Genomic DNA, 19,284 nt, shown 5'->3' with positions numbered 1-19,284 from the left:
GCTTTGTCATTGGCGTCATAGTTGCAAAGGCCTTGCTTGTGGTCATTATTGGAGCAACCTATGGCAGCCATGAGCTATTTGAGTGTAATAGAGCGATACCATGAACATCAGCAGTTGGTGAAAGAGCTGCTGGAGTCGATTTTAGTGGGGATTAGCGATCCTGTGATGCTGTCGGACCCTGGGATGCGGGTGCGGGCTATGGCCGAAATGGCCAACAGCTACCCCTTCATCGAGTTGCTGTATATCTTAGATGCCGATGGAGTGCAGATCAGTGATAACGTCGCCATTGTTAATCGAGTCGTGCAGGCTATTCCTGTGGGGCGTAACTTAAACCGCAGCCATCGGCCTTATTTTTCAAAGGCGCAACCACTACAGACGCTGAATATCACCCATCCCTACTTGTCGAATGCCAGTGGTAAATTATGTTTGTCGGCTTCCTACCGAATTGGGGATAACGGCGAGCAAGGTTATATCGTGGTCGATGTGAATCTGACTCAATTGATCGAATTTATGATGGGCGATAGCGCTCGTCGTAAGGCCACTCCTTTATTTAAAAGTGTCTACTGCGCCCTGGTGCTGGGACTGTTTATTATGGTGATGGTGCTGATCAGTATGGCTGCGGTGGACATTGCCTCGCTGTTAGCTGACGGGCGAGTGCCCAGTGGCTCAATTAAACCCTTTGGCATTATTATCTTTATCACCTTGGCGCTGGCGGTATTTGATTTGGGCAAAACTATATTGGAAGAGGAGGTGTTGATGCACAAAGATATCTTCCGTCATAGCTCGACGCGGCGCACCATCACCCGTTTTATCTCCACCATCTTAATTGCTATTTCTATCGAGGCCTTGCTGACCATGTTTAAGGCATCGTTGGGTGAGATGAAATATGTTCAACCCGCTATCTGGATGATGTTTGCTGTGGTTGGTTTGCTGGTGGGGTTGGGGATTTATGTGTACCTAGGGGCTAAGGCCGAGCTATTGCTCAAGCAAGGTAGCGCTAAGCCTTAAGCGTTGTTAACGCTAAGCTGGCAACACATAGTGTTTAGTGAGTTGGGGATTCGCCGCCCACGCAGGCTTTGTTAAGCTGACGTGGGCGGCGAGCTTGGTTTAGCACAGGGTGCCCGTGTGCGTTATGGGCATTATCCAGTAGCGGCATGGATTGTGTTTGCATACCAAGGTAATAGCCGCCAATAGCGCTTCTTGTTGCTCGCAGGGATGCATAATTTCAAACTTACAAAACTCCCGATAGCCTTCCACCTGCTCCTTAATATTAAAGTGGCTGTGTTCGCGACTAAAACCGCAGATATTGCCCAAACTAAAACCGGATAAAAAATCGAGTTCAATCAAGGTATCAACGATATCGTCTTTTATCTCGTTTTGGGCGATCAGCACTAACATCTGCTTCGGGCTCATTGACGTTTCTCCAGCCAGTAATAGAGGATTGGTAATAGGTATAAGGTGGTGATCGTCGAGGTGAGCAAGCCACCAATCACCACTATGGCTAAGGGTTTTTGAATTTCAGCGCCGGGCCCAGAGGCAAACACTAATGGCATTAAGCCAAACATAGCGGTCGTTGCCGTCATCAAGATCGGGCGTAAGCGCCGCGCTGCGCCTTGCTCTACTCGCACTAACAGACTGCTAAATTGGTGTTTGGTTTGCTCATAATAACTGACCATCACGACCCCGTTGAGCACCGCCACCCCCAGCAGCGCGATAAAGCCAACCGAGGCGGGTACCGACAGGTATTCACCCGACAGATACAGGCTGACAATACCGCCCATCATGGCAAACGGCACGTTAGCGAGGATCAAGCCCGATTTTGCCAATGAGCCAAAGGTGGTAAATAAAATTAAGGTGATCAAGGCGATTGCAATGGGGATCACCAGTAATAAGTTGTTGGTGGCACGTTGCTGGTTTTCAAACTCACCACCAAAGTTGACGCTGTAGCCGCTGGGAAGTTTAACTTGTTCGGCGATTTTAGCGTCCAGTTCTTCGACAAAGCTGACAATATCGCGACCTTGTACATTGGTGGTGATCACCGAAAAGCGATCGCCTTGCTCGCGTTCAATTAAAATGGGCCCCTCTTTGTAACTTAGTGTCGCCACATCGGTCAGGCGTCTAAGCGAATGATCTGGCATCACCAATAGCTGATTTTGCAACTCATTAATGCTGCTTAAACTGCTTTGATTATTGGCCATCAACACTGGAGTGCGTTTTTTACCTTGCAGCACTTCGGTCACGATAACGCCCTCGAGCTGGCTCTTAAGGTAGCGCGCAAACTCCATGGTGCTCATGCCAAACCCACGAGCCAATTCGTTGTCTAGGGTAAGGTTAATAAAGGGGCTGCCCTCAATCATCGACATTTTGACATCTATGCTGCCGTTGGTGGCGCTGACTAACTGCTCAATTTGACCGGTTAGCTGGCCAAGTGTGTCGATATCACTGCCAAAGACCTTAATTGCCACATCGCCAATGCTGCCGGTCAGCATTTCAGATACCCGCATCTGAATGGGCTGGGTAAAGTTAAAGTTTACCCCTGGGTAATTGAGTAGTTCGCTGCGAATAGCATCAATAAGTTGCTCTTTGGTGTCAAAGCGCCACTCGCTGCGCGGCGCTAGCTCTAAAAACACATCGGTCTCGTTAAGCCCCATAGGGTCCAAGCCTATCTCATCGGCACCAGTACGGGCCACCATCTGCTTGATCTCGGGCACCTTGGCTAGCAGGGTGTGCTCTATCTGTTTATCGATATTGATAGAGGCCTCGAGCGAAATCGACGGTGATTTTTCTAACTGTAAGATGATGTCACCCTCATCTAAGGTTGGCATAAAGGTTTTACCCACCAGACTAAACAGACCTAGGCTGATGATGAGTAAGCTAAAAGCGACAATCATAAAGGGCTTTTGGTAGACAATCGTGCTCTTAAGGCTGGCAAGATAAGCCGCTTTTAGCTTTTCGATCGCCTTGGGCTCCTGCGCCGCTTTTTCGTTAACTAAGTAAGAGGCGATAACCGGGATCACTGTGAGCGACAAGACCAGCGCCGAGAGCATGGCAAACACTATTGTGACAGCCACTGGAGTGAAGAGTTTACCTTCAAGCCCCGTAAGAGTGAGCAGCGGCGAGAAGACGATCATCACGATAACCGTTCCTGACACCACTGGGATCGCCACATCTTTGGTGGCACGAAAGATGAGGTGCAGCCGAGGTAAACGCTGTTTGGTGGCGATAAGGTTGACCATGTTTTCGACCACCACCACAGAGGAGTCGACTAACATACCGATGGCGATCACTAAGCCGCCTAAGCTCATTAGGTTGGCTGATAGGTTGAAAAAGTCCATCATCAAGAAGGTCATTAAAGCCGCAAGTGGCAAAGATAGCGACACGACAAGCGCGGCGCGCACATTACCTAAAAATAGCGCCAGCAACACAATCACTAAAATGACCGCCTCGAACAGTGCGTTAGAAATGGTATCGATAGCGGTGTTGATCAGGTTGGCGCGATCATAGAAGGTGTTGATCTCGCTCCCTTCGGGCAAACTGGCACTGATTTGCTCCAGCTTAGCTTTGATATTGTTGACCACGTCGGCGGTGTTAGTGTCTTTTAGCGCGATGATCAGCGCTTCTGCCGTTTCTTCACCATCTTTGGTCACTGCGCCATAGCGGGCAAGGTGACCTATCTGAATATCGGCTAAATCCTGTAGGCGATAAACCTTGGCATCGTCGGCCTTAATCACCAGTTGTGCCAGTTCGTCGATATCGTCGATACGCCCTTCGGCACGCACAATAATGGTGTCTGTGCCTATGGTAAGCTTACCCGCACCTTCATTATGGTTGTTATCGATAATCGCCTGCTGCAGGGCGGCAAAGCTGACTCCTGCTGCTGCCATCGCCACAGGATTGGGGTTGACGCTAAAGCTTTTAGCATATCCGCCCAGAATATTCACATCGGCCACGCCTGCCACAGTGCGCAGTAGCGGACGCACTTCCCACTCAAGCAGTTGTCGGCGTTCCATCAGCGACAGATTCGGATTTTCTAGCGAGAACATAAAAATCTCGCTCAGCGGGGTGCTCATAGGCGCTACGCCGCCAGAGACGCCTTCGGGAAAGCTGTCCCATACCGCGGCAAGGCGCTCGCTCACCTGTTGGCGTGCCCAGTAGATATCGGTACCTTCGGTGAAATCTAGGGTGATATCGCTGATGGCATATTTGGTGGTCGAACGTAAGATCGCCTGATTAGGAATACCCAATAACTCGGTTTCAATGGGCACGGTGATCTGGGCTTCTATCTCCTCAGGCGTCATGCCTGGCGCTTTGAGGATTATTTTGACCTGGGTCGGCGAGATATCGGGAAAAGCATCGAGCGGAATGGCAAACCAGGCGCGAGCACCGGCTAACATTAAGATCAGCGCCACAATCAGCACAAACAGGCGCTGAGTCAGCGAAAAACGGATCACAGAGGTCAGCATATTATTCGCCTCCTAGGCCGAGCATTATGCCTTTTACTGCGGCAACCGACTGAGATAACACTTGGATTTGGCTCAAGTCTTGGTCGCTGGCGACTATGTATTGCTGTGGGGTTGAGCCTAATATATCGATATTGATGGCCGTGAGTGTCTCTGCGGTTTGAGTAAACACTTGGGTCTCTTGCTGCCAGCTAAATACGCTGTTTTTCGGCAGTAAATATACCGCTTTTTGATACTCGGGTATCACAGTGATTTGTTGGCCTAACAGCAGGTTACACTCTGTTGGTACCGACATTGACCATGCGCCCACAAATGCACCGTCGGCGATGGCTGACATCGAATCGATGGCGATATGGCACTGGTTAATATTGATGGCCGAGAGTGACGTCGACTGGCTCATCGGTACATTAACTTGTACACGAATGCTGTCTGCTGGCACCAGTGAAAACAGCTGTGAGTCAGCCATATAGGGACTGTTGAGTGTGTTTAGTTTAACGATACCGGCCACGGGGGCGCTGATCACTAACGACTCGGTAGTGGCATCTTTACTGTGCACCATCTCCATAAAGTGTTGCATATGCTCAAATTCGAGGTGGCTGCTAAAGTAATCTTGGCTGATCTCACGCCACTTTTCGGCGCTGATACTGCCATTTTTTAATAGCGGCTTATTACGGTCATAGCGCTGCTTAGCCAACTGATACAGACTGCTGGTGGCCTCAAATTGTGCAAGATAATGAAACACTTCTGGCCCTGTTAACCTGACAATCTCTTGTCCTTTGGTGACAATCTGTCCCTGACCGACCAAGAAAGTGACCTGTTGGATATTTTCAGGGGTGCTCACCCAGTAATCGTTACCCGGTAAACGGTCAACTTGTGCCGGTAGCGGGCTACCTTCATAGCTCGCGACCTTTTGCGGTTGGGTATAGCTCAGTTCTAAGTTGCCTAAAGCCGCTAGGGCTAACGATTCGGCTTGTACCAAGCTGGTGGATAGGCAGGCAGATAAACATAACAGGCTTGCGCCATACTTGGCGATCATAATGAAATTCCTAAGGCTTGCAGTTGCTGAGAATGAAGTTGTTGTTGCATCACTTGGTTGAGCGTTAAGCGTGACTCAGTATCGAGAGCGTCCACATAACGGCGAAGCCAGATCTCGTAGCTCACCTGATCTTGGTCTTTTACTTTGGCGAGCTCTTCGGTAATGGTGCGGCTTAATGACAAGCCACGGCTTAAAAGGGCGTGTTGCTGGTGTAAATTACCTTGCTGCTGGGTGAGCTTGTCGATTTGGGTCGTTAACTCTAGGTAGGTGCGATCGCGAGCCAGATTTTGCTCTGTGTGTGCTTGCTGCCATTGTGATAGCTCACCTTGTGACAGCGCCGAACTAAAGCCCAGTGGCACTGTAATACCTAACCCCAATTGCTGGTCATCGACTTGAGCGTCAGACGTGTTTTTTGCCGTAAGCGACACAGTCCAAGGGTCTTGTTCACCCGCTTGCTGGCTTTTGATGATCAACAGCTGTTGCTGCTGTTGTAACGTTTGCAGTTGCCATAGAGGATGCTGGGCTAAATCTGAATTGCCATTGGCTAGTGGGCGCTGGCTTTCGGCTATCTGGGTGGGAACCTCATCTTGTCCTGTCAGTTGGCGATAGAGGGCATGGGCTTCATCTTGTTGCTGCTGAATATCAATTTGCTCAAGCTCAATATCAACCAGCTCGCGCTCAAGCAGTAGCAGATTCGCCAGCGGTAACTCGCCCACATCGGTAAGCCGTTTTTGCTGGGCGTGTAACTTTTGCAGTAAGTTTGTTTTTCGCGCTAACTGCTTAAGCTTTACAGAGGCAATGCGATGCGCCCACAGGCTTTGCCTGAGTAATCCCGATAGGTACAAACTTTGTAAGGCTGATTGCTGGCTCTGAATCGCTTGGCTCAGCTGCGTTAAGCGTTTATCACTTCCGTGTTGCCCCGGTGATTTAAGGGGTAAGTTGAGCGACACTTCTTGCTCGTAACTGTTACCATTATCTAGGCTGCCCAAATGGCTCAAGCTGATGCTAGGTAGGCCGCTTAGCCAAGAAGATGCGCTTAATTCAAGTGCGCGCTCATCATTAAGCGTTGTGCTATTGAGCTGTGACGCTTGTAATCTGGTTTGGCTTAACTGGAGCAGAGGGGACAATGGGCGCTCGGGTGGGGTGTCGCCTGTGGCCGTATGGCCGAGAATACTCGTGCAACTTAACACGCTTAACAGACATATCTTGATACAAGACTTTACAACAGACATACGCGATTTCTTTGCTTTTAAAGTGTGCTGTTAGTCTAAGGCTTGGTACACTGATGTCTTGGGGGAGATGTATCATAAAAACGCTTATGGTACATATGCCCCATAAGTTAATTTTATGATTTTATTTGTTTTTCCTTGTGGTGCCCAAATTGCATCGATAAGGCGCTTGGTTATCATCATAGGCCTCATTATGCTGCTGGTAGGTTGAAAGTTGTATAGCTCGTAGCGAAATAGAGCCTAAATAGATGTGATATCAAATCAACTTATTAGGTGTCATTGATCTTGCTGATGGAGTAGAAGTTCCCATGAAAAAGGATGTCGTCATTATTGTGTTGTTGGTGCTGATCATGCTGTTTAAATTGCTTGATATTGTCGCCGACGTTCAGCTTGATATCCCTGCTTGGCATATAGCTCAAGAGGGGATTTTAGTGTTGCTTACTGTCATCGCGACCGTTTATTTAAGTCATGACTTGATGCGCCGTTCGCGGCAGGTGAAAACCTTAGCCCAGCGGCTAGCCAAAGCCGATAAGCAGATAGATAACATGACCAGCCAGATGCGCTCCGCTCGGCAAGAATATAGCCAGGCAGTCTCTAGTCAGTTTACGACCTGGGGGTTCACTAAGAGCGAGCAACAGGTTGCTTTTCTCTTGTTAAAAGGCTTAAGTTTTAAAGAGATTGCCGAGGTGCGGCAAACCAAAGAGAAAACCGTACGCCAGCAGGCTTCCTCTATTTACAGCAAGGCCGATGTCGATGGTCGCCACACCTTCTGTGCTTGGTTTATGGAAGATTTTATTCAAGATCGTAATGATGAGTTAGCCTCGAGCGCTGCGGCAAATGAGGCTGCTTAGTCGGTAGGCAAACCTACCCAGCACAGCTCGAATCACCTTAACTAAGCCATTTAGTTTACTCGAATAGGGTTTTACCTTATCGACACCGATGTGAGCTATATGTGCGCTATAAAAAGTGGAGGCATGATGAACCCGATACCAAGCCCAATAGCGTTAGTTTCTGAAATAACCTGCCCTTACTGTGGTAAGCATGCACAAGAAATCATGCCAACCGATGCCTGTCAGTTTTTCTATGAGTGCACCGCTTGTCACCAACTGCTTAAGCCGCTTGCGGGTGATTGCTGCGTGTTCTGCTCTTACGGCACAGTGAAGTGTCCGCCGATTCAGCAAGGTAGCGGCTGTTGTCAGGGAAAAGGCTAACAGACTCAGTTGTTCAGTTGTTAGTTGCGGTCTGATTGCTGTGAGGTAATAGGCCGCGAAGGAGTGGGCTGACTCTCAACACTTTTAGACATACCTGACTGCAATAATATTGGCTTAGATGTATGCGGGTCTTTCCTTCATCGAGGTTAATCGCCTGTAGCGGGCTTATGTGCAGGTATGTCCAACGTCTCTTCGATTAACCTTTTTGGGTTAATGCCGCCAAATAAATATTGTGGGTATCAGTGCATGTCAATGTATCGGCGAAGCTAGATATATTGGTTATGAGCCTTTGTGTTTATAGATAACCGACTAATTTATCTTATTTTATTCTATATTCTGTTTCGTGAGATCAAGGGGCGTTGAGGTCGAGAAAGTTGGTTTGTTAAAAAGCACTAGCAGAAATTTCATAAAAATCAGTGTCGACGTTAGAAATCATTTCCATTGATTCTTTTTTGGTCTCAATCTTACTGCCAGCCTAAATAGTGAACAGGTTTATGTATAGATACATGCAATCTGCGTTTTTCTTATCGTTATGCGATTCGCTGTATCACGTTGATTTAATAATTTAAAAGTTCAATATAAAAAGGAGTTTTATATGGGATGTGCTTGCTGTGGATCTAAGTTAAATAGTGGCATGTTGACTAAAATTGATTTCAACACTGGTCAAAAATTTAAGTCATGCCCGCACTGTTCGGCTGCCAATGGGAGGAGCATGTGTTTCATCCATATCCTGCTCAATTTGGCAAAACTCCTGCTCGTGTAACGGCAAGAAATCCTGATGGACATCAAAGTTATTGCATTGATTGTCGGGGGTTAGACAAAGGCATTGTTTCAACAGTACACTCGCATGGACGTTCTTGTAGTACTTTTTAGCAGGTATTAATGCAGTTATTTCGTGATGACGCTATAAGTTGGTTATCAACGCTCGCCGATGCGAGCGTTGATCTTATTGTGACTGACCCACCATATGAGTCTCTTGAAAAACATAGGAAAATAGGGACCACGACTCGTTTAAAAGTCAGTAATGGTTCGAGTAACCAATGGTTTGATATTTTTCCTAATCAACGCTTTGAGGAGCTGTTCACTGAAATTTATCGTGTATTAAAGAAAAACGCTCATTTTTATCTGTTTTGCGATCAAGAAACTATGTTTTATGTGAAGCCAATAGCTGAGAAAGTTGGTTTTAAATTCTGGAAACCAATAGTTTGGAATAAGCTCGCGATTGGTATGGGCTATCACTATCGAGCTAAATATGAGTTTATTCTTTTTTTTGAGAAGGGTAAGCGTAAGTTAAACGATCTCGGCATATCCGATGTTTTGGAATGTAAAAGAGTGCATCGGGGCTACCCGACTGAAAAGCCTGTCGAGCTGATAGAAATTTTGATAAAGCAAAGTTCTCTCCCCAATGAGTTAATCGCCGACCCATTTTTTGGTTCTGGTTCTGCTTTAATCGCTGCAAAAAATTTGGGGCGGAAGTCGATAGGGTGCGATATTTCAGAGGCAGCACATACTCATATTCGCCAAAGAGTCAAAATTGATGAGTTGAGTTAATCATTAAGTCATTCAAGTGGTGTTAAGTATACGAAATAGCTGTGTGCTGAACAAAGAGTCCAATCGAAGAGATTGATGACTAAGTGTAAGCACGCTTTTGGCCTTCGGTGGCATGGCCGCTCTTTGACATCTAGGTCATCGCTGCATTTGTGAATCCATTCACATCAGATGCCATGGAAGAGCACCCAGGGATGGTCTTGAACAACGTCCCTGTTTAACTGCCAGTTCGGCATCCATGCCTCTCGTTCGTGAGCTAGAAGCAGCGCTTCACCCACCGTGTCGAGGCGGTATCTGCACATGAGGTCGTTCTTTCACATCCATGTGATCACGACATTGGTATGTCCCTATACTGCACCTGCGGCAGGCAATTAAGATAACTAATAGGCCATGGTTATCTAACCCTAAAACGAGTATCGAATTACTTTCGGCTAAATCAACCTAAACGATGCATCAGCCTCATCGCTTAGGCTAAGCCAAGGCTATTGATGCACTAATCGGCCTTTTTTCACCACATCCTTACACACATTAACCCCATAGCTATAGGCCAGTGCGGCTGGGGTGGTGATATCCCAGTGACAGAAGTCGGCTTGCATGCCAGCGCGCAATACGCCGACACTCGCTTCAATACCCAGCGCCTTGGCGGCGTTGCGTGTCATGCCGGCTAAGGCTTCTTCTGGCGTTAAGCGGAACAGGGTGCAACCCATGTTGAGCATCAATAGGCTCGAACACAGCGGTGATGAGCCGGGGTTGTAATCGCTGGCGAGCACCATAGGCACTTGATATTGGCGCAACAAGTCGATAGGAGGCATCTGGGTTTCACGCAGGAAGTAGTATGCGCCTGGCAGCAGGGTGGCACAGGTACCGCTTTCACTGAGGGCCTTTACGCCCGCTTCGTCTAGGTATTCGATATGATCCACCGATTTAGCGCCCAGCTTGGCGGCCATAGCCGAGCCGCCTAAATTAGATAACTGCTCGGCATGAAGCTTGATATCCAGCCCCGCCGCTTTGGCGGCGCTGAGTACGCGCTCCGTTTGCGCTAGGTTAAAGGCGATATTTTCGCAAAACACATCGACGGCATCGGCAAGGTTTTCAGCTATCACCGCGGGTAGCATCTCGTCGATAACGAGATCCACATAAGCGTCGCTATCATTTTTATACTCTGGCGGGATCGCATGGGCGCCTAAAAACGTGGTTTTTACATCCACATGATGATGCTTGCCAAGCTCACGGGCAACGCGCAGCAGTTTGAGTTCGGTGTCGGTATCCAGCCCATAGCCTGATTTTATCTCGACCGTGGTCACTCCCTCTTTAGCTAGGGCATTGAGACGTTGCCTTGCAAGGTCAAATAACTCGGCTTCTGAGGCGTCACGGCAGGCTTTGACTGTCGAGATGATACCGCCGCCCGCCCGCGCAATCTCTTCGTAGCTGGCGCCTTGCAGGCGCAGTTCAAACTCATTGGCACGATTACCTGCGAACACTAAATGAGTGTGGGCATCGATAATGCCCGGGGTCAGCCAGCCACCTTTACCTCTGTAAACTGGGGTTGACAATACGTCAAATTGTGGCAATTCACTGCGTGGGCCAACCCAAGCAATTTTGCCCTCTTTTACTGCCAGAGCCGCATCGGTGATTGCACCGTAAGGCACTGAAATATCTGGATCCATTGTCGCAATGTTGACGTCAATCCAAACCTGATCCCAAGACATAATATTTCCCTCAAGGTGCGACCTAAACATGTCGCGATCATTAATTTGTGTGAGCTAGCTTGTGCTTGCTTGTATATACAAGCTAGGATTATAGCGGTTAATTTAATCACTTTTAAAGTGATATTGCCCTATCACAGTCTGCATCAAGATGATGGGGTCATCACCATAAGCTTAAGGAGCTTAGATGGCTACGCCTAAGTTTGCTGAGATTAAACAATTCATTCTGACCAAGGTTGAAACCGGTGAGTGGCAACAACATAGCCGCGTGCCGTCTGAAAATCAGTTAGCCGAGCTGTTTGAGTGTAGTCGCATGACGGCCAGACGGGCGTTAACAGAGCTCACTGAATCGGGCGTGCTCGAGCGCTCTCAAGGGCTAGGCACTTTTGTGGCTGGGCTAAAGTCGCAGTCGTCGATGCTGGCGATTCGCAATATAGCCGATGAGATCAAAGACCGCGGTCATGGCTATAGCGTGCAGCAACTTGAACTAAAACAGATTCAGGCGCAAGCGCAGACAGCGATAGCCTTGGGGCTCGAAGAGGGTAGCCCTGTGTTTTACTCACTGTTAGTGCACTGCGAGCAGGCGCTGCCGCTGCAAATTGAGGAGCGCTATGTTAATCCGCAACTGGCGCCTGATTACCTTGAGCAAGATTACACTTTGCAAACGCCTCATGAGTACCTGTCATTTGTGGCGCCCTTGACCGAGGCACGTCACACCATCGAGGCGATCCTTGCCAATCCGTCACAGCAACAACAATTGCAGATTGAAGGCAGTGAGCCCTGCTTGCAGATCTTACGTCGCACCTGGTCACGCCAAGGTGTGGTGAGTTTTGCGCGGCTTATCCACCCCGGTAGTCGTTTCCGTTTAGGTGGTCATTTGACCTTTAACCGTTAACGCCTGCCTGATGAAATGAGCGTAATACCAAAAATATTAAATATAACAATCGCGTTAAGCGATGAGATAACACAAATTGAGGAAAACCCATGACCAATAGACACGACCCAAGCCGTCGCATTATCGCGCCCCACGGCACAACATTAAGCTGTAAGAGTTGGCTTACCGAAGCGCCGATGCGCATGTTGATGAACAACCTGCATCCCGATGTGGCCGAACGTCCAGAAGACCTCGTGGTCTATGGTGGCATTGGCCGAGCGGCGCGTGACTGGGAGTGTTATGACAAGATCATCGAAGTACTGCAGAGGCTAGAAGATGATGAAACCTTGTTGGTGCAGTCTGGTAAGCCAGTGGGCGTATTTAAGACCCACAGCAACGCGCCTCGCGTGATCATCGCCAACTCAAATCTAGTACCGCATTGGGCTAACTGGGAACACTTTAACGAGCTAGATAAAAAAGGTTTGGCTATGTACGGCCAGATGACCGCGGGGTCTTGGATCTATATAGGCTCCCAAGGCATAGTGCAGGGCACCTATGAAACCTTCGTTGCTATGGCTAAGCAGCACTTTGGCGGTGACGCTAAGGGTAAATGGATCTTAACTGGCGGCCTTGGCGGCATGGGCGGAGCCCAACCTTTAGCTGGCACCATGGCGGGCTATTCGGTGCTGGCTTGTGAGGTTGATGAGACGCGTATCGATTTCCGCCTACGTACCCGCTACGTCGATAAAAAGGCCACTAACCTAGATGAAGCGTTAGCTATGATCGATGCAGCGAACAACGCGGGCACTCCCGTATCAGTCGGCTTACTTGCTAATGCTGCCGATGTGTTTGCCGAGTTGGTCGAGCGCGGCATTACCCCTGATGTGGTGACGGATCAAACCTCTGCCCATGATCCGCTCAATGGCTATCTACCCCAAGGCTGGACTCTAGAACAGGCTGCTAAGATGCGTCAAAAAGATGAAGCTGCGGTAGTTAAGGCGGCTAAGCAATCGATGGCGGTACAAGTTAAGGCCATGTTAGCGCTGCAAGCGGCAGGTGCTGCGACGACCGATTACGGCAATAATATTCGTCAGATGGCGTTCGAAGAGGGCGTAGCGAACGCATTCGATTTCCCCGGTTTCGTGCCTGCCTATGTGCGTCCGCTGTTTTGTGAAGGTATTGGCCCGTTCCGTTGGGCGGCACTGTCTGGTGATCCAGAAGATATCTATAAAACCGATGCCAAGGTCAAAGAGCTTATTCCTGATAACCCGCAGCTGCATAACTGGCTGGATATGGCGCGCGAGCGCATTGCGTTTCAAGGTTTGCCTGCGCGTATCTGTTGGGTGGGATTAAAAGACCGTGCGCGTTTAGCGTTAGCGTTCAACGAGATGGTTAAAAATGGTGAGCTATCGGCGCCAATTGTGATTGGTCGCGATCACTTAGATTCAGGCTCTGTTGCCAGCCCTAACCGTGAAACCGAATCTATGCTTGATGGCAGCGATGCGGTATCAGATTGGCCCTTGATGAATGCATTGCTCAATACAGCGAGTGGCGCCACTTGGGTCTCCTTGCATCATGGTGGTGGTGTCGGCATGGGCTTTAGTCAGCACTCGGGTGTGGTGATTGTGGCCGATGGTAGCGAGGATGCCGCCGTGCGTTTAGGCCGTGTATTGTGGAATGACCCTGCAACAGGGGTGATGCGTCATGCCGATGCCGGCTACGATATTGCTAAGCAATGCGCCGCCGAGCAGGGCTTAGATCTGCCCATGCTCACGACAGCAAATAAATAATAACAATAATAAGAGAGCGTATTTATGCATCATTTAGTATTAAAACCGGGCACCCTTAGCCTAGAACAACTGCGCGAAATTAGCCGCAGTAAAGTGAGTCTTGAGCTGTGCCCGAGTGCCATTGCCGATATCAATACCAGCGCCAGTCTGGTACAGCAAGTTGTCGATGAAGGTCGCACTGTCTATGGTATCAACACAGGTTTTGGTCTGCTGGCCAACACCAAAATAGGTAATGATGATCTGCAGTTGTTGCAGCGTTCTATCGTGCTGTCTCATGCAGCGGGTACCGGCCAACCTATGCGCGATGCGACCGTGCGCTTGATGATGGTGCTCAAAATTAATTCCCTTAGCCGTGGTTTTTCGGGTATCCGACTTGAGGTGATTAACTTTCTTATCGCCTTGGTCAATGCCGAAGTTTACCCCTGTGTGCCTGAGAAAGGTTCTGTGGGGGCATCAGGCGATTTAGCGCCACTGTCACACATGTGTCTGCCGCTGCTTGGTGAAGGCAAGATGAGTTATCGTGGTGAGCTGATTTCAGCTGTTGAAGGTCTTGAAATCGCAGGTCTTAAACCCATTGAGTTGGCGGCCAAAGAGGGCTTGGCGCTGCTTAATGGAACACAGGCGTCGACCGCATTAGCACTGGAAGGGTTGTTTAACGCAGAAGATCTATTTGCCGCTAGCTCGGTGATTGGTGCCATGAGTGTCGAAGCGGCAATGGGCAGTCGTAGTCCGTTCGATCCTCGTATTCATGCGGCGCGTGGCCAAAAAGGCCAGATCGATTCGGCAGCAATTTTCCGTCATCTATTAGGTGATGAGTCGGAGATCAGTCTCGATCACGTCAACTGTGAGAAGGTGCAAGATCCTTACTCTCTGCGTTGTCAGCCGCAGGTACTGGGTGCCTGTTTGACCCAAATTCGTCATTCGGCAGAGGTGTTAGCGGTTGAGGCCAACGGGGTAACCGATAACCCATTAGTGTTCCAAGATACTGGCGATATCATCTCTGGCGGTAACTTCCACGCCGAACCTGTGGCAATGGCTGCCGATAACTTGGCGATTGCGCTTGCCGAGCTTGGCTCGATTGCCGAGCGCCGTATTGCGCTGCTGATCGACTCAAACCTGTCAAAACTCCCGCCATTCCTCGTCGAGAATGGCGGCGTAAACTCTGGCTTTATGATAGCGCAAGTGACCGCTGCGGCGTTGGCTTCAGAGAACAAGACTTACGCGCATCCGGCGTCTGTTGACAGCTTACCGACGTCGGCTAACCAAGAAGATCATGTATCGATGGCCACGTTTGCGGCTCGTCGTCTGCGTGATATGTCAGAGAACACTCGTGGTGTGCTGGCGGTGGAGTTACTCGCTGCGGCGCAGGGACTTGATTTCAGAGCGCCATTGCAGCCCAGTGTCGCGGTAGCCAAAGCCAAGGAGGAACTGCGTGAGTTAGTCACTTACTACCATAAAGACCGTTTCTTTGGCCCAGATATCGAAGCGGCGACAGACTTGCTATTGACCGCAAGCTTCAATGCTTACCTGCCAGTGGGCACTATGCCAAGCTTTTAATGGTATCGCTTTAGTTGTCGCAGAAAGGGCCTAACGGCCCTTTTTTATTGGCGAGTGTTTAACTGGAAGCGTGCTAATTCCCCTTCATACACTTTCTGCATCTGCACTTGTGAGCATCGAAACTGGTGACAATAGGTAGTTAGGATTAAGCCTTAAGTTGGTATTGTTCAAGGGGGTGAATCGATATAGCGTGGTAACTTGCCATAATTGATAGAGGATGTGTAGATGCAGCAAGGAGTCGCGTTTCAGGATGTCTATCCTGATGATTTAAGTCACTGTTATGGCTGTGGGCGTAATAATAGTCAGGGGCATCAGCTTAAGAGCTACTGGCGTGGGGAGGAGACCGTCGCCCACTTTATGCCCGAGCCGTTTCATACTGCAATCCCAGACTTTGTCTACGGCGGGCTTATTGCCTCGCTTATCGATTGCCATGGTACCGGCAGTGCCAGTGCAGCGGCGCAGCGAGCAATGCAACAGGCGGGGGATTCGGATGCAGAACCACCAAGATTTGTCACTGCAGCGCTGAATATCGATTACTTATCCCCGACGCCAATGGGGGTAGAACTCGTGCTTGTGGGCGAGATTAAAGAGGTGAAACCGCGCAAAGTGGTGGTCGATATTTCACTGTCTGCTGGTGGGATCCTTTGTGCTAGAGGTCATATGGTGGCGGTTAAGATGCCCGACACCATGAAGTCAATGGCTGGCAGTACCGCATCTTAATGTGAAGTGCTAACCAAAGTGGCTCAATCACGGATGATTGCGCCACTTTGCTCTTATCAACAACGAGTCCTGTGATGTTAATGGGAGCGTTAACAAGCCGGGCTTAGCGTGAATCCATCTCTTTAATGTTGAGTGTTAGTAACTGTTTGCTCCACTGGGCTTTGTCTACCCCTTCAATCCAAAACGTGTCGCTCTTGCGGGTTTGGCCTTGGCGAAGGTAGGTCTCTGGCATTCTGAAAATGGCCTGCCACACTTCAACTGTTTCCTTCTTGAGTTGCTGTCCAGAGTCGGCAAATAAGCCTATTTCTAGCTCGATCATCACATAACTTTCTGGGCTGGTACTGCTAAGCTCGAAGCTAAGCCCTAGCCGTCCCTTACTGTCCCATTGACTATTCAGGTAGCTAATTTTAACCCCATTTTTAGCCGTAGACTTAAGCAGTTCTGACTGCTCAATGGCGCGACGGCTTAAGCTATTGGCAACCTCGGCGGCGGTGGTGGTAACGGCGACAGCACCTTCCCCTTGTGCAGCGGCAATGACCACTGGCGCACTCGATGCGGGGCTTAGAGGCGTATCTTTTGCGGCTTGTGCTGTGGGTTGGCTGTCTAGAAACAGATATTCCCAGGTAAAGTCATCGTTGAGTTTGACGCTAGCGCCATTTTCAAGGGTGACAATGGCCACAGGTTCTGGCGCCACATCCCTAGCCAGCGTCGATAGCGATATCAGCATCATGGCCAAGGCGGCATAATAGGGTAGTGCTTTATACATGGAGTTAAACCGATTCATTAGGGTTGCCAAGTTGGTTAGCATAGACAAACTGAAAGATAATTCATATACCAATCGGCCCACATTGGATGTTTGTCGCAAGGTGGGAGCGCTCGTTGGGGTAAAGCGAGGTGATAATCGCCGTAATTAACCAGTATCATCGATTTGATAAGCGATGAAAGTAAGTTTTTGGTCAGAGGGATCAATTCTTATGGCTGATAAATGGATTGTTGTTTGGCTTTATATTACAGTCGAGCAATCTGGTTAAAAAAGCTGTAAAAATAACGATTTGTCATGTGTTTGTAGGTAAGTTGATATGGGCAAGTGACTGGCCACTGTGATGGCGATGTCGATGGTTTAGTGGCGCGAGTGATTTCGCCTCAGGAGATAAATATTTTGGATCAAGAATTACGCGCACAGGTGTCGCAATGGCTGGCACACTTTGGTATCGATACCCCCGCCGATGGCGTTTCTACTGGGATCATGTTGCTGGTCAGCCTAGTGATTGCGCTTATTGGCTATCTTATTGTTAAGCGTGGTGTCGTGCGTGCTATGAACCTAGTGATCCAGCGTTCCAAAGTGACCTGGGATGACATTTTTATGCGCCATCAGGTGCTGGAAAAATTTGCGTTACTGGTGCCGGCGTTGGCTTTAAATATCTTGCTGCCACTGGCATTGGTGGGGCACCCTCTACTGGGGAGTTTGGTCGATCGCCTGCTTGATGTGGCTATCGTCATTTTATTTGTGCGCGGGGTATATTGTGCGCTGGATGCGCTGAATGAGATTGCCGATGTAAACCTTATCAGTCGCCGCTTACCCATTAAGAGCTTTGTGCAGCTGTTAAAACTGTTCATGTTCTTTGTAGCCATCATTATCTCAATCTCGGTGTTGGCGCAGCAGTCTCCGGTGTATTTTCTCAGCGGTTTAGGTGTGGCCACCGGTTTGGTGATGTTGGTGTTCCGTGACACCATTTTAGGCTTTGTTGCGGGTATCCAACTTGCCGCTAACCGTATGGTGAGCCCGGGTGATTGGATCCAGATGGACAAATATGGCGCCGATGGCGCGGTCGAGGAGGTGTCATTAACCACGGTTAAGGTGCGTAATTGGGACCACACACTCACCATGATCCCCGCTTATGCGTTGGTGTCTGATGCCTTTAAAAACTGGCGCGGCATGCAAGAGTCGGGTGGACGGCGGATTAAGCGCGCAGTGAATATCGATATCGACTCGATAGCCTTTCTCAGCGAAGAGCAGAAGCAACGCTTGGGTAAAATTAATTTACTAAAAGCATATCTGGCTCGCAAGGAGGCTGAAATTACTGAATTTAATGCCCAAGTCGAAGATGGCGATATGCCAGTCAACAGCCGTAATCTAACTAATGTGGGGACCTTTAGGGCTTATCTGCTGGAATATATGCACAAGCACCCAAAAGTGCATCAAGATATGACACTGTTAGTGCGTCAATTGGCGCCGACAACTGAGGGGTTACCGATAGAGGTGTACATTTTCACTAACGATACCCGCTGGGCTATTTATGAAGATATTCAAGCGGATATATTCGATCATATTTATGCTGTACTACCGCAATTCAATCTGCGAGCGTTCCAATCACCTACCGGAGGCGATATTCGCAGCCTTAAGGGCGAGCATTAGCGTTAAGGGGACGGCTTGAGAGCGGTTGAAAGTTAGCTCTCAAGCTCACTCTCTGGTGACTAAAATAGCGGCGAGGCTAAGAAACACGCCACCACTGACTCTGTCAAACCAATGCAGTCGGTTACTGGATTTGAGTTTGGGAGCCAACATGTTGGCCATGCTGGCGTAGATCATCACAAAGCTAAAATCGATCACCGCCCAAGTGAGCGCCAATATCGCCAGTTGGGGGATTTGGGGCTGACTGATGTCGATAAACTGTGGAAACAGTGCGCCGAAGAAGAGCAGATCTTTGGGGTTACTGATCCCCACTAAAAATGCCTCTTTAAACATTTGCTTAGGCGAGCCTTTACCTTTGATATATTGCAGATCCAGCCCTTGGGCGCTGGCTTTGGTCATGATGAGCTTAACGCCAAGAAACAACAGATAAGCGGCGCCGCAGTATTTCAGTAGCGCGAACCCATGCTCGGTGGCACTGAGTAGTGCGCCCAGCCCCGCGGCGGAAGCTAACATCAACAGCAGCGCCGAACTGACACTGCCTAACGCCGTTGCCAAGCTGCGGCTCTTCCCGAAATGGATACCATGGCTCATCGACAGTACCGCCATGGTGCCAGGTGAAATGGCAATCAATAAGACGGCAAACAGGTACAGTAACCAGGTATCTAAAGTCATAAAAAAAGCAGGTAGATAAAATGGGCGGTGGCCGCACTATAACCAGTGCGACCGGCTTTGGCAAACCC

At 49.1% G+C, this 19,284-nt stretch carries 16 protein-coding genes; 9 read left to right on the top strand and 7 right to left on the bottom strand.

The window, feature by feature from the left end:
* Positions 1-60: 60 nt before the first annotated feature.
* On the top strand, positions 61-1,008 hold the full coding sequence (locus AC5YBX_RS17550) for a PDC sensor domain-containing protein (protein WP_494524174.1): 948 nt from the start codon (positions 61-63) through the stop codon (positions 1,006-1,008).
* 99 nt (positions 1,009-1,107) lie between these two features.
* On the opposite strand, the gene AC5YBX_RS17545 is transcribed toward AC5YBX_RS17550, so the two are convergent.
* The 4 genes from AC5YBX_RS17545 to AC5YBX_RS17530 are packed head-to-tail and all read right to left on the bottom strand — an operon-like array spanning position 1,108 to position 6,728.
* A complete protein-coding gene (locus AC5YBX_RS17545; RefSeq protein WP_475515346.1) occupies positions 1,108-1,413 on the bottom strand; it encodes a DUF3240 family protein in 306 nt (101 codons plus the stop codon).
* Positions 1,410-4,463, bottom strand: a complete 3,054-nt coding sequence (locus tag AC5YBX_RS17540; protein ID WP_494524173.1) for an efflux RND transporter permease subunit — start codon at positions 4,461-4,463, stop codon at positions 1,410-1,412. Before AC5YBX_RS17540 ends, AC5YBX_RS17545 begins: the two co-directional genes overlap by 4 nt.
* Before the next feature lies 1 nt (position 4,464).
* Positions 4,465-5,496: an efflux RND transporter periplasmic adaptor subunit gene (locus AC5YBX_RS17535; protein WP_494524172.1), complete on the bottom strand. Its 1,032-nt coding sequence runs from the start codon at positions 5,494-5,496 to the stop codon at positions 4,465-4,467.
* A complete protein-coding gene (locus AC5YBX_RS17530; protein ID WP_494524171.1) occupies positions 5,493-6,728 on the bottom strand; it encodes a metal transporter in 1,236 nt (411 codons plus the stop codon). Before AC5YBX_RS17530 ends, AC5YBX_RS17535 begins: the two co-directional genes overlap by 4 nt.
* Before the next feature lie 305 nt (positions 6,729-7,033).
* On the opposite strand from AC5YBX_RS17530, the gene AC5YBX_RS17525 reads away from it, so the two are divergent.
* From AC5YBX_RS17525 to AC5YBX_RS17515, 3 genes are all read left to right on the top strand, one after another.
* Entirely contained in the window at positions 7,034-7,576 is a 543-nt protein-coding gene (locus AC5YBX_RS17525; RefSeq protein ID WP_494524170.1) for a helix-turn-helix transcriptional regulator, read from the top strand.
* Between the two features lie 123 nt (positions 7,577-7,699).
* Entirely contained in the window at positions 7,700-7,936 is a 237-nt protein-coding gene (locus tag AC5YBX_RS17520) for a GDCCVxC domain-containing (seleno)protein (protein ID WP_494524169.1), read from the top strand.
* A gap of 882 nt (positions 7,937-8,818) precedes the next feature.
* Positions 8,819-9,487: a DNA-methyltransferase gene (locus AC5YBX_RS17515; protein ID WP_494524168.1), complete on the top strand. Its 669-nt coding sequence runs from the start codon at positions 8,819-8,821 to the stop codon at positions 9,485-9,487.
* 479 nt (positions 9,488-9,966) lie between these two features.
* On the opposite strand, the gene hutI is transcribed toward AC5YBX_RS17515, so the two are convergent.
* Positions 9,967-11,193 (bottom strand): imidazolonepropionase, encoded by a 1,227-nt coding sequence (gene hutI, locus AC5YBX_RS17510; RefSeq protein WP_494524167.1) that lies wholly within the window; start codon positions 11,191-11,193, stop codon positions 9,967-9,969.
* 184 nt (positions 11,194-11,377) lie between these two features.
* Between hutI and hutC the strand changes: the two genes are divergently transcribed.
* The 4 genes from hutC (at position 11,378) to AC5YBX_RS17490 (ending at position 16,131) form a co-directional block, all read left to right on the top strand.
* Complete coding sequence (gene hutC, locus AC5YBX_RS17505; protein WP_494524166.1) at positions 11,378-12,085, top strand: histidine utilization transcriptional repressor HutC; 708 nt, start codon at positions 11,378-11,380, stop codon at positions 12,083-12,085.
* A gap of 89 nt (positions 12,086-12,174) precedes the next feature.
* Entirely contained in the window at positions 12,175-13,854 is a 1,680-nt protein-coding gene (gene hutU / locus AC5YBX_RS17500; RefSeq protein ID WP_494524165.1) for a urocanate hydratase, read from the top strand.
* 24 nt (positions 13,855-13,878) lie between these two features.
* Positions 13,879-15,411 (top strand): histidine ammonia-lyase, encoded by a 1,533-nt coding sequence (gene hutH, locus AC5YBX_RS17495; protein ID WP_494524164.1) that lies wholly within the window; start codon positions 13,879-13,881, stop codon positions 15,409-15,411.
* Positions 15,412-15,636: 225 nt separating this feature from the next.
* Entirely contained in the window at positions 15,637-16,131 is a 495-nt protein-coding gene (locus AC5YBX_RS17490) for a PaaI family thioesterase (RefSeq protein WP_494524163.1), read from the top strand.
* Positions 16,132-16,234: 103 nt separating this feature from the next.
* Here the strand turns inward: AC5YBX_RS17490 and AC5YBX_RS17485 are convergent, their stop codons facing one another.
* A complete protein-coding gene (locus AC5YBX_RS17485; RefSeq protein ID WP_494524162.1) occupies positions 16,235-16,915 on the bottom strand; it encodes a DUF3157 family protein in 681 nt (226 codons plus the stop codon).
* Between the two features lie 375 nt (positions 16,916-17,290).
* On the opposite strand from AC5YBX_RS17485, the gene AC5YBX_RS17480 reads away from it, so the two are divergent.
* On the top strand, positions 17,291-18,547 hold the full coding sequence (locus AC5YBX_RS17480) for a mechanosensitive ion channel family protein (RefSeq protein WP_494524847.1): 1,257 nt from the start codon (positions 17,291-17,293) through the stop codon (positions 18,545-18,547).
* Positions 18,548-18,592: 45 nt separating this feature from the next.
* Here the strand turns inward: AC5YBX_RS17480 and AC5YBX_RS17475 are convergent, their stop codons facing one another.
* On the bottom strand, positions 18,593-19,216 hold the full coding sequence (locus tag AC5YBX_RS17475; RefSeq protein WP_494524161.1) for a LysE family translocator: 624 nt from the start codon (positions 19,214-19,216) through the stop codon (positions 18,593-18,595).
* Between the last annotated feature and the right edge of the window lie 68 nt (positions 19,217-19,284).

It is taken from the genome of Shewanella sp. 492 (assembly GCF_059338445.1).
The sequence above is the reverse complement of the archived record's forward strand: the minus strand, read 5'-3'. Positions and strand labels throughout refer to the sequence as shown.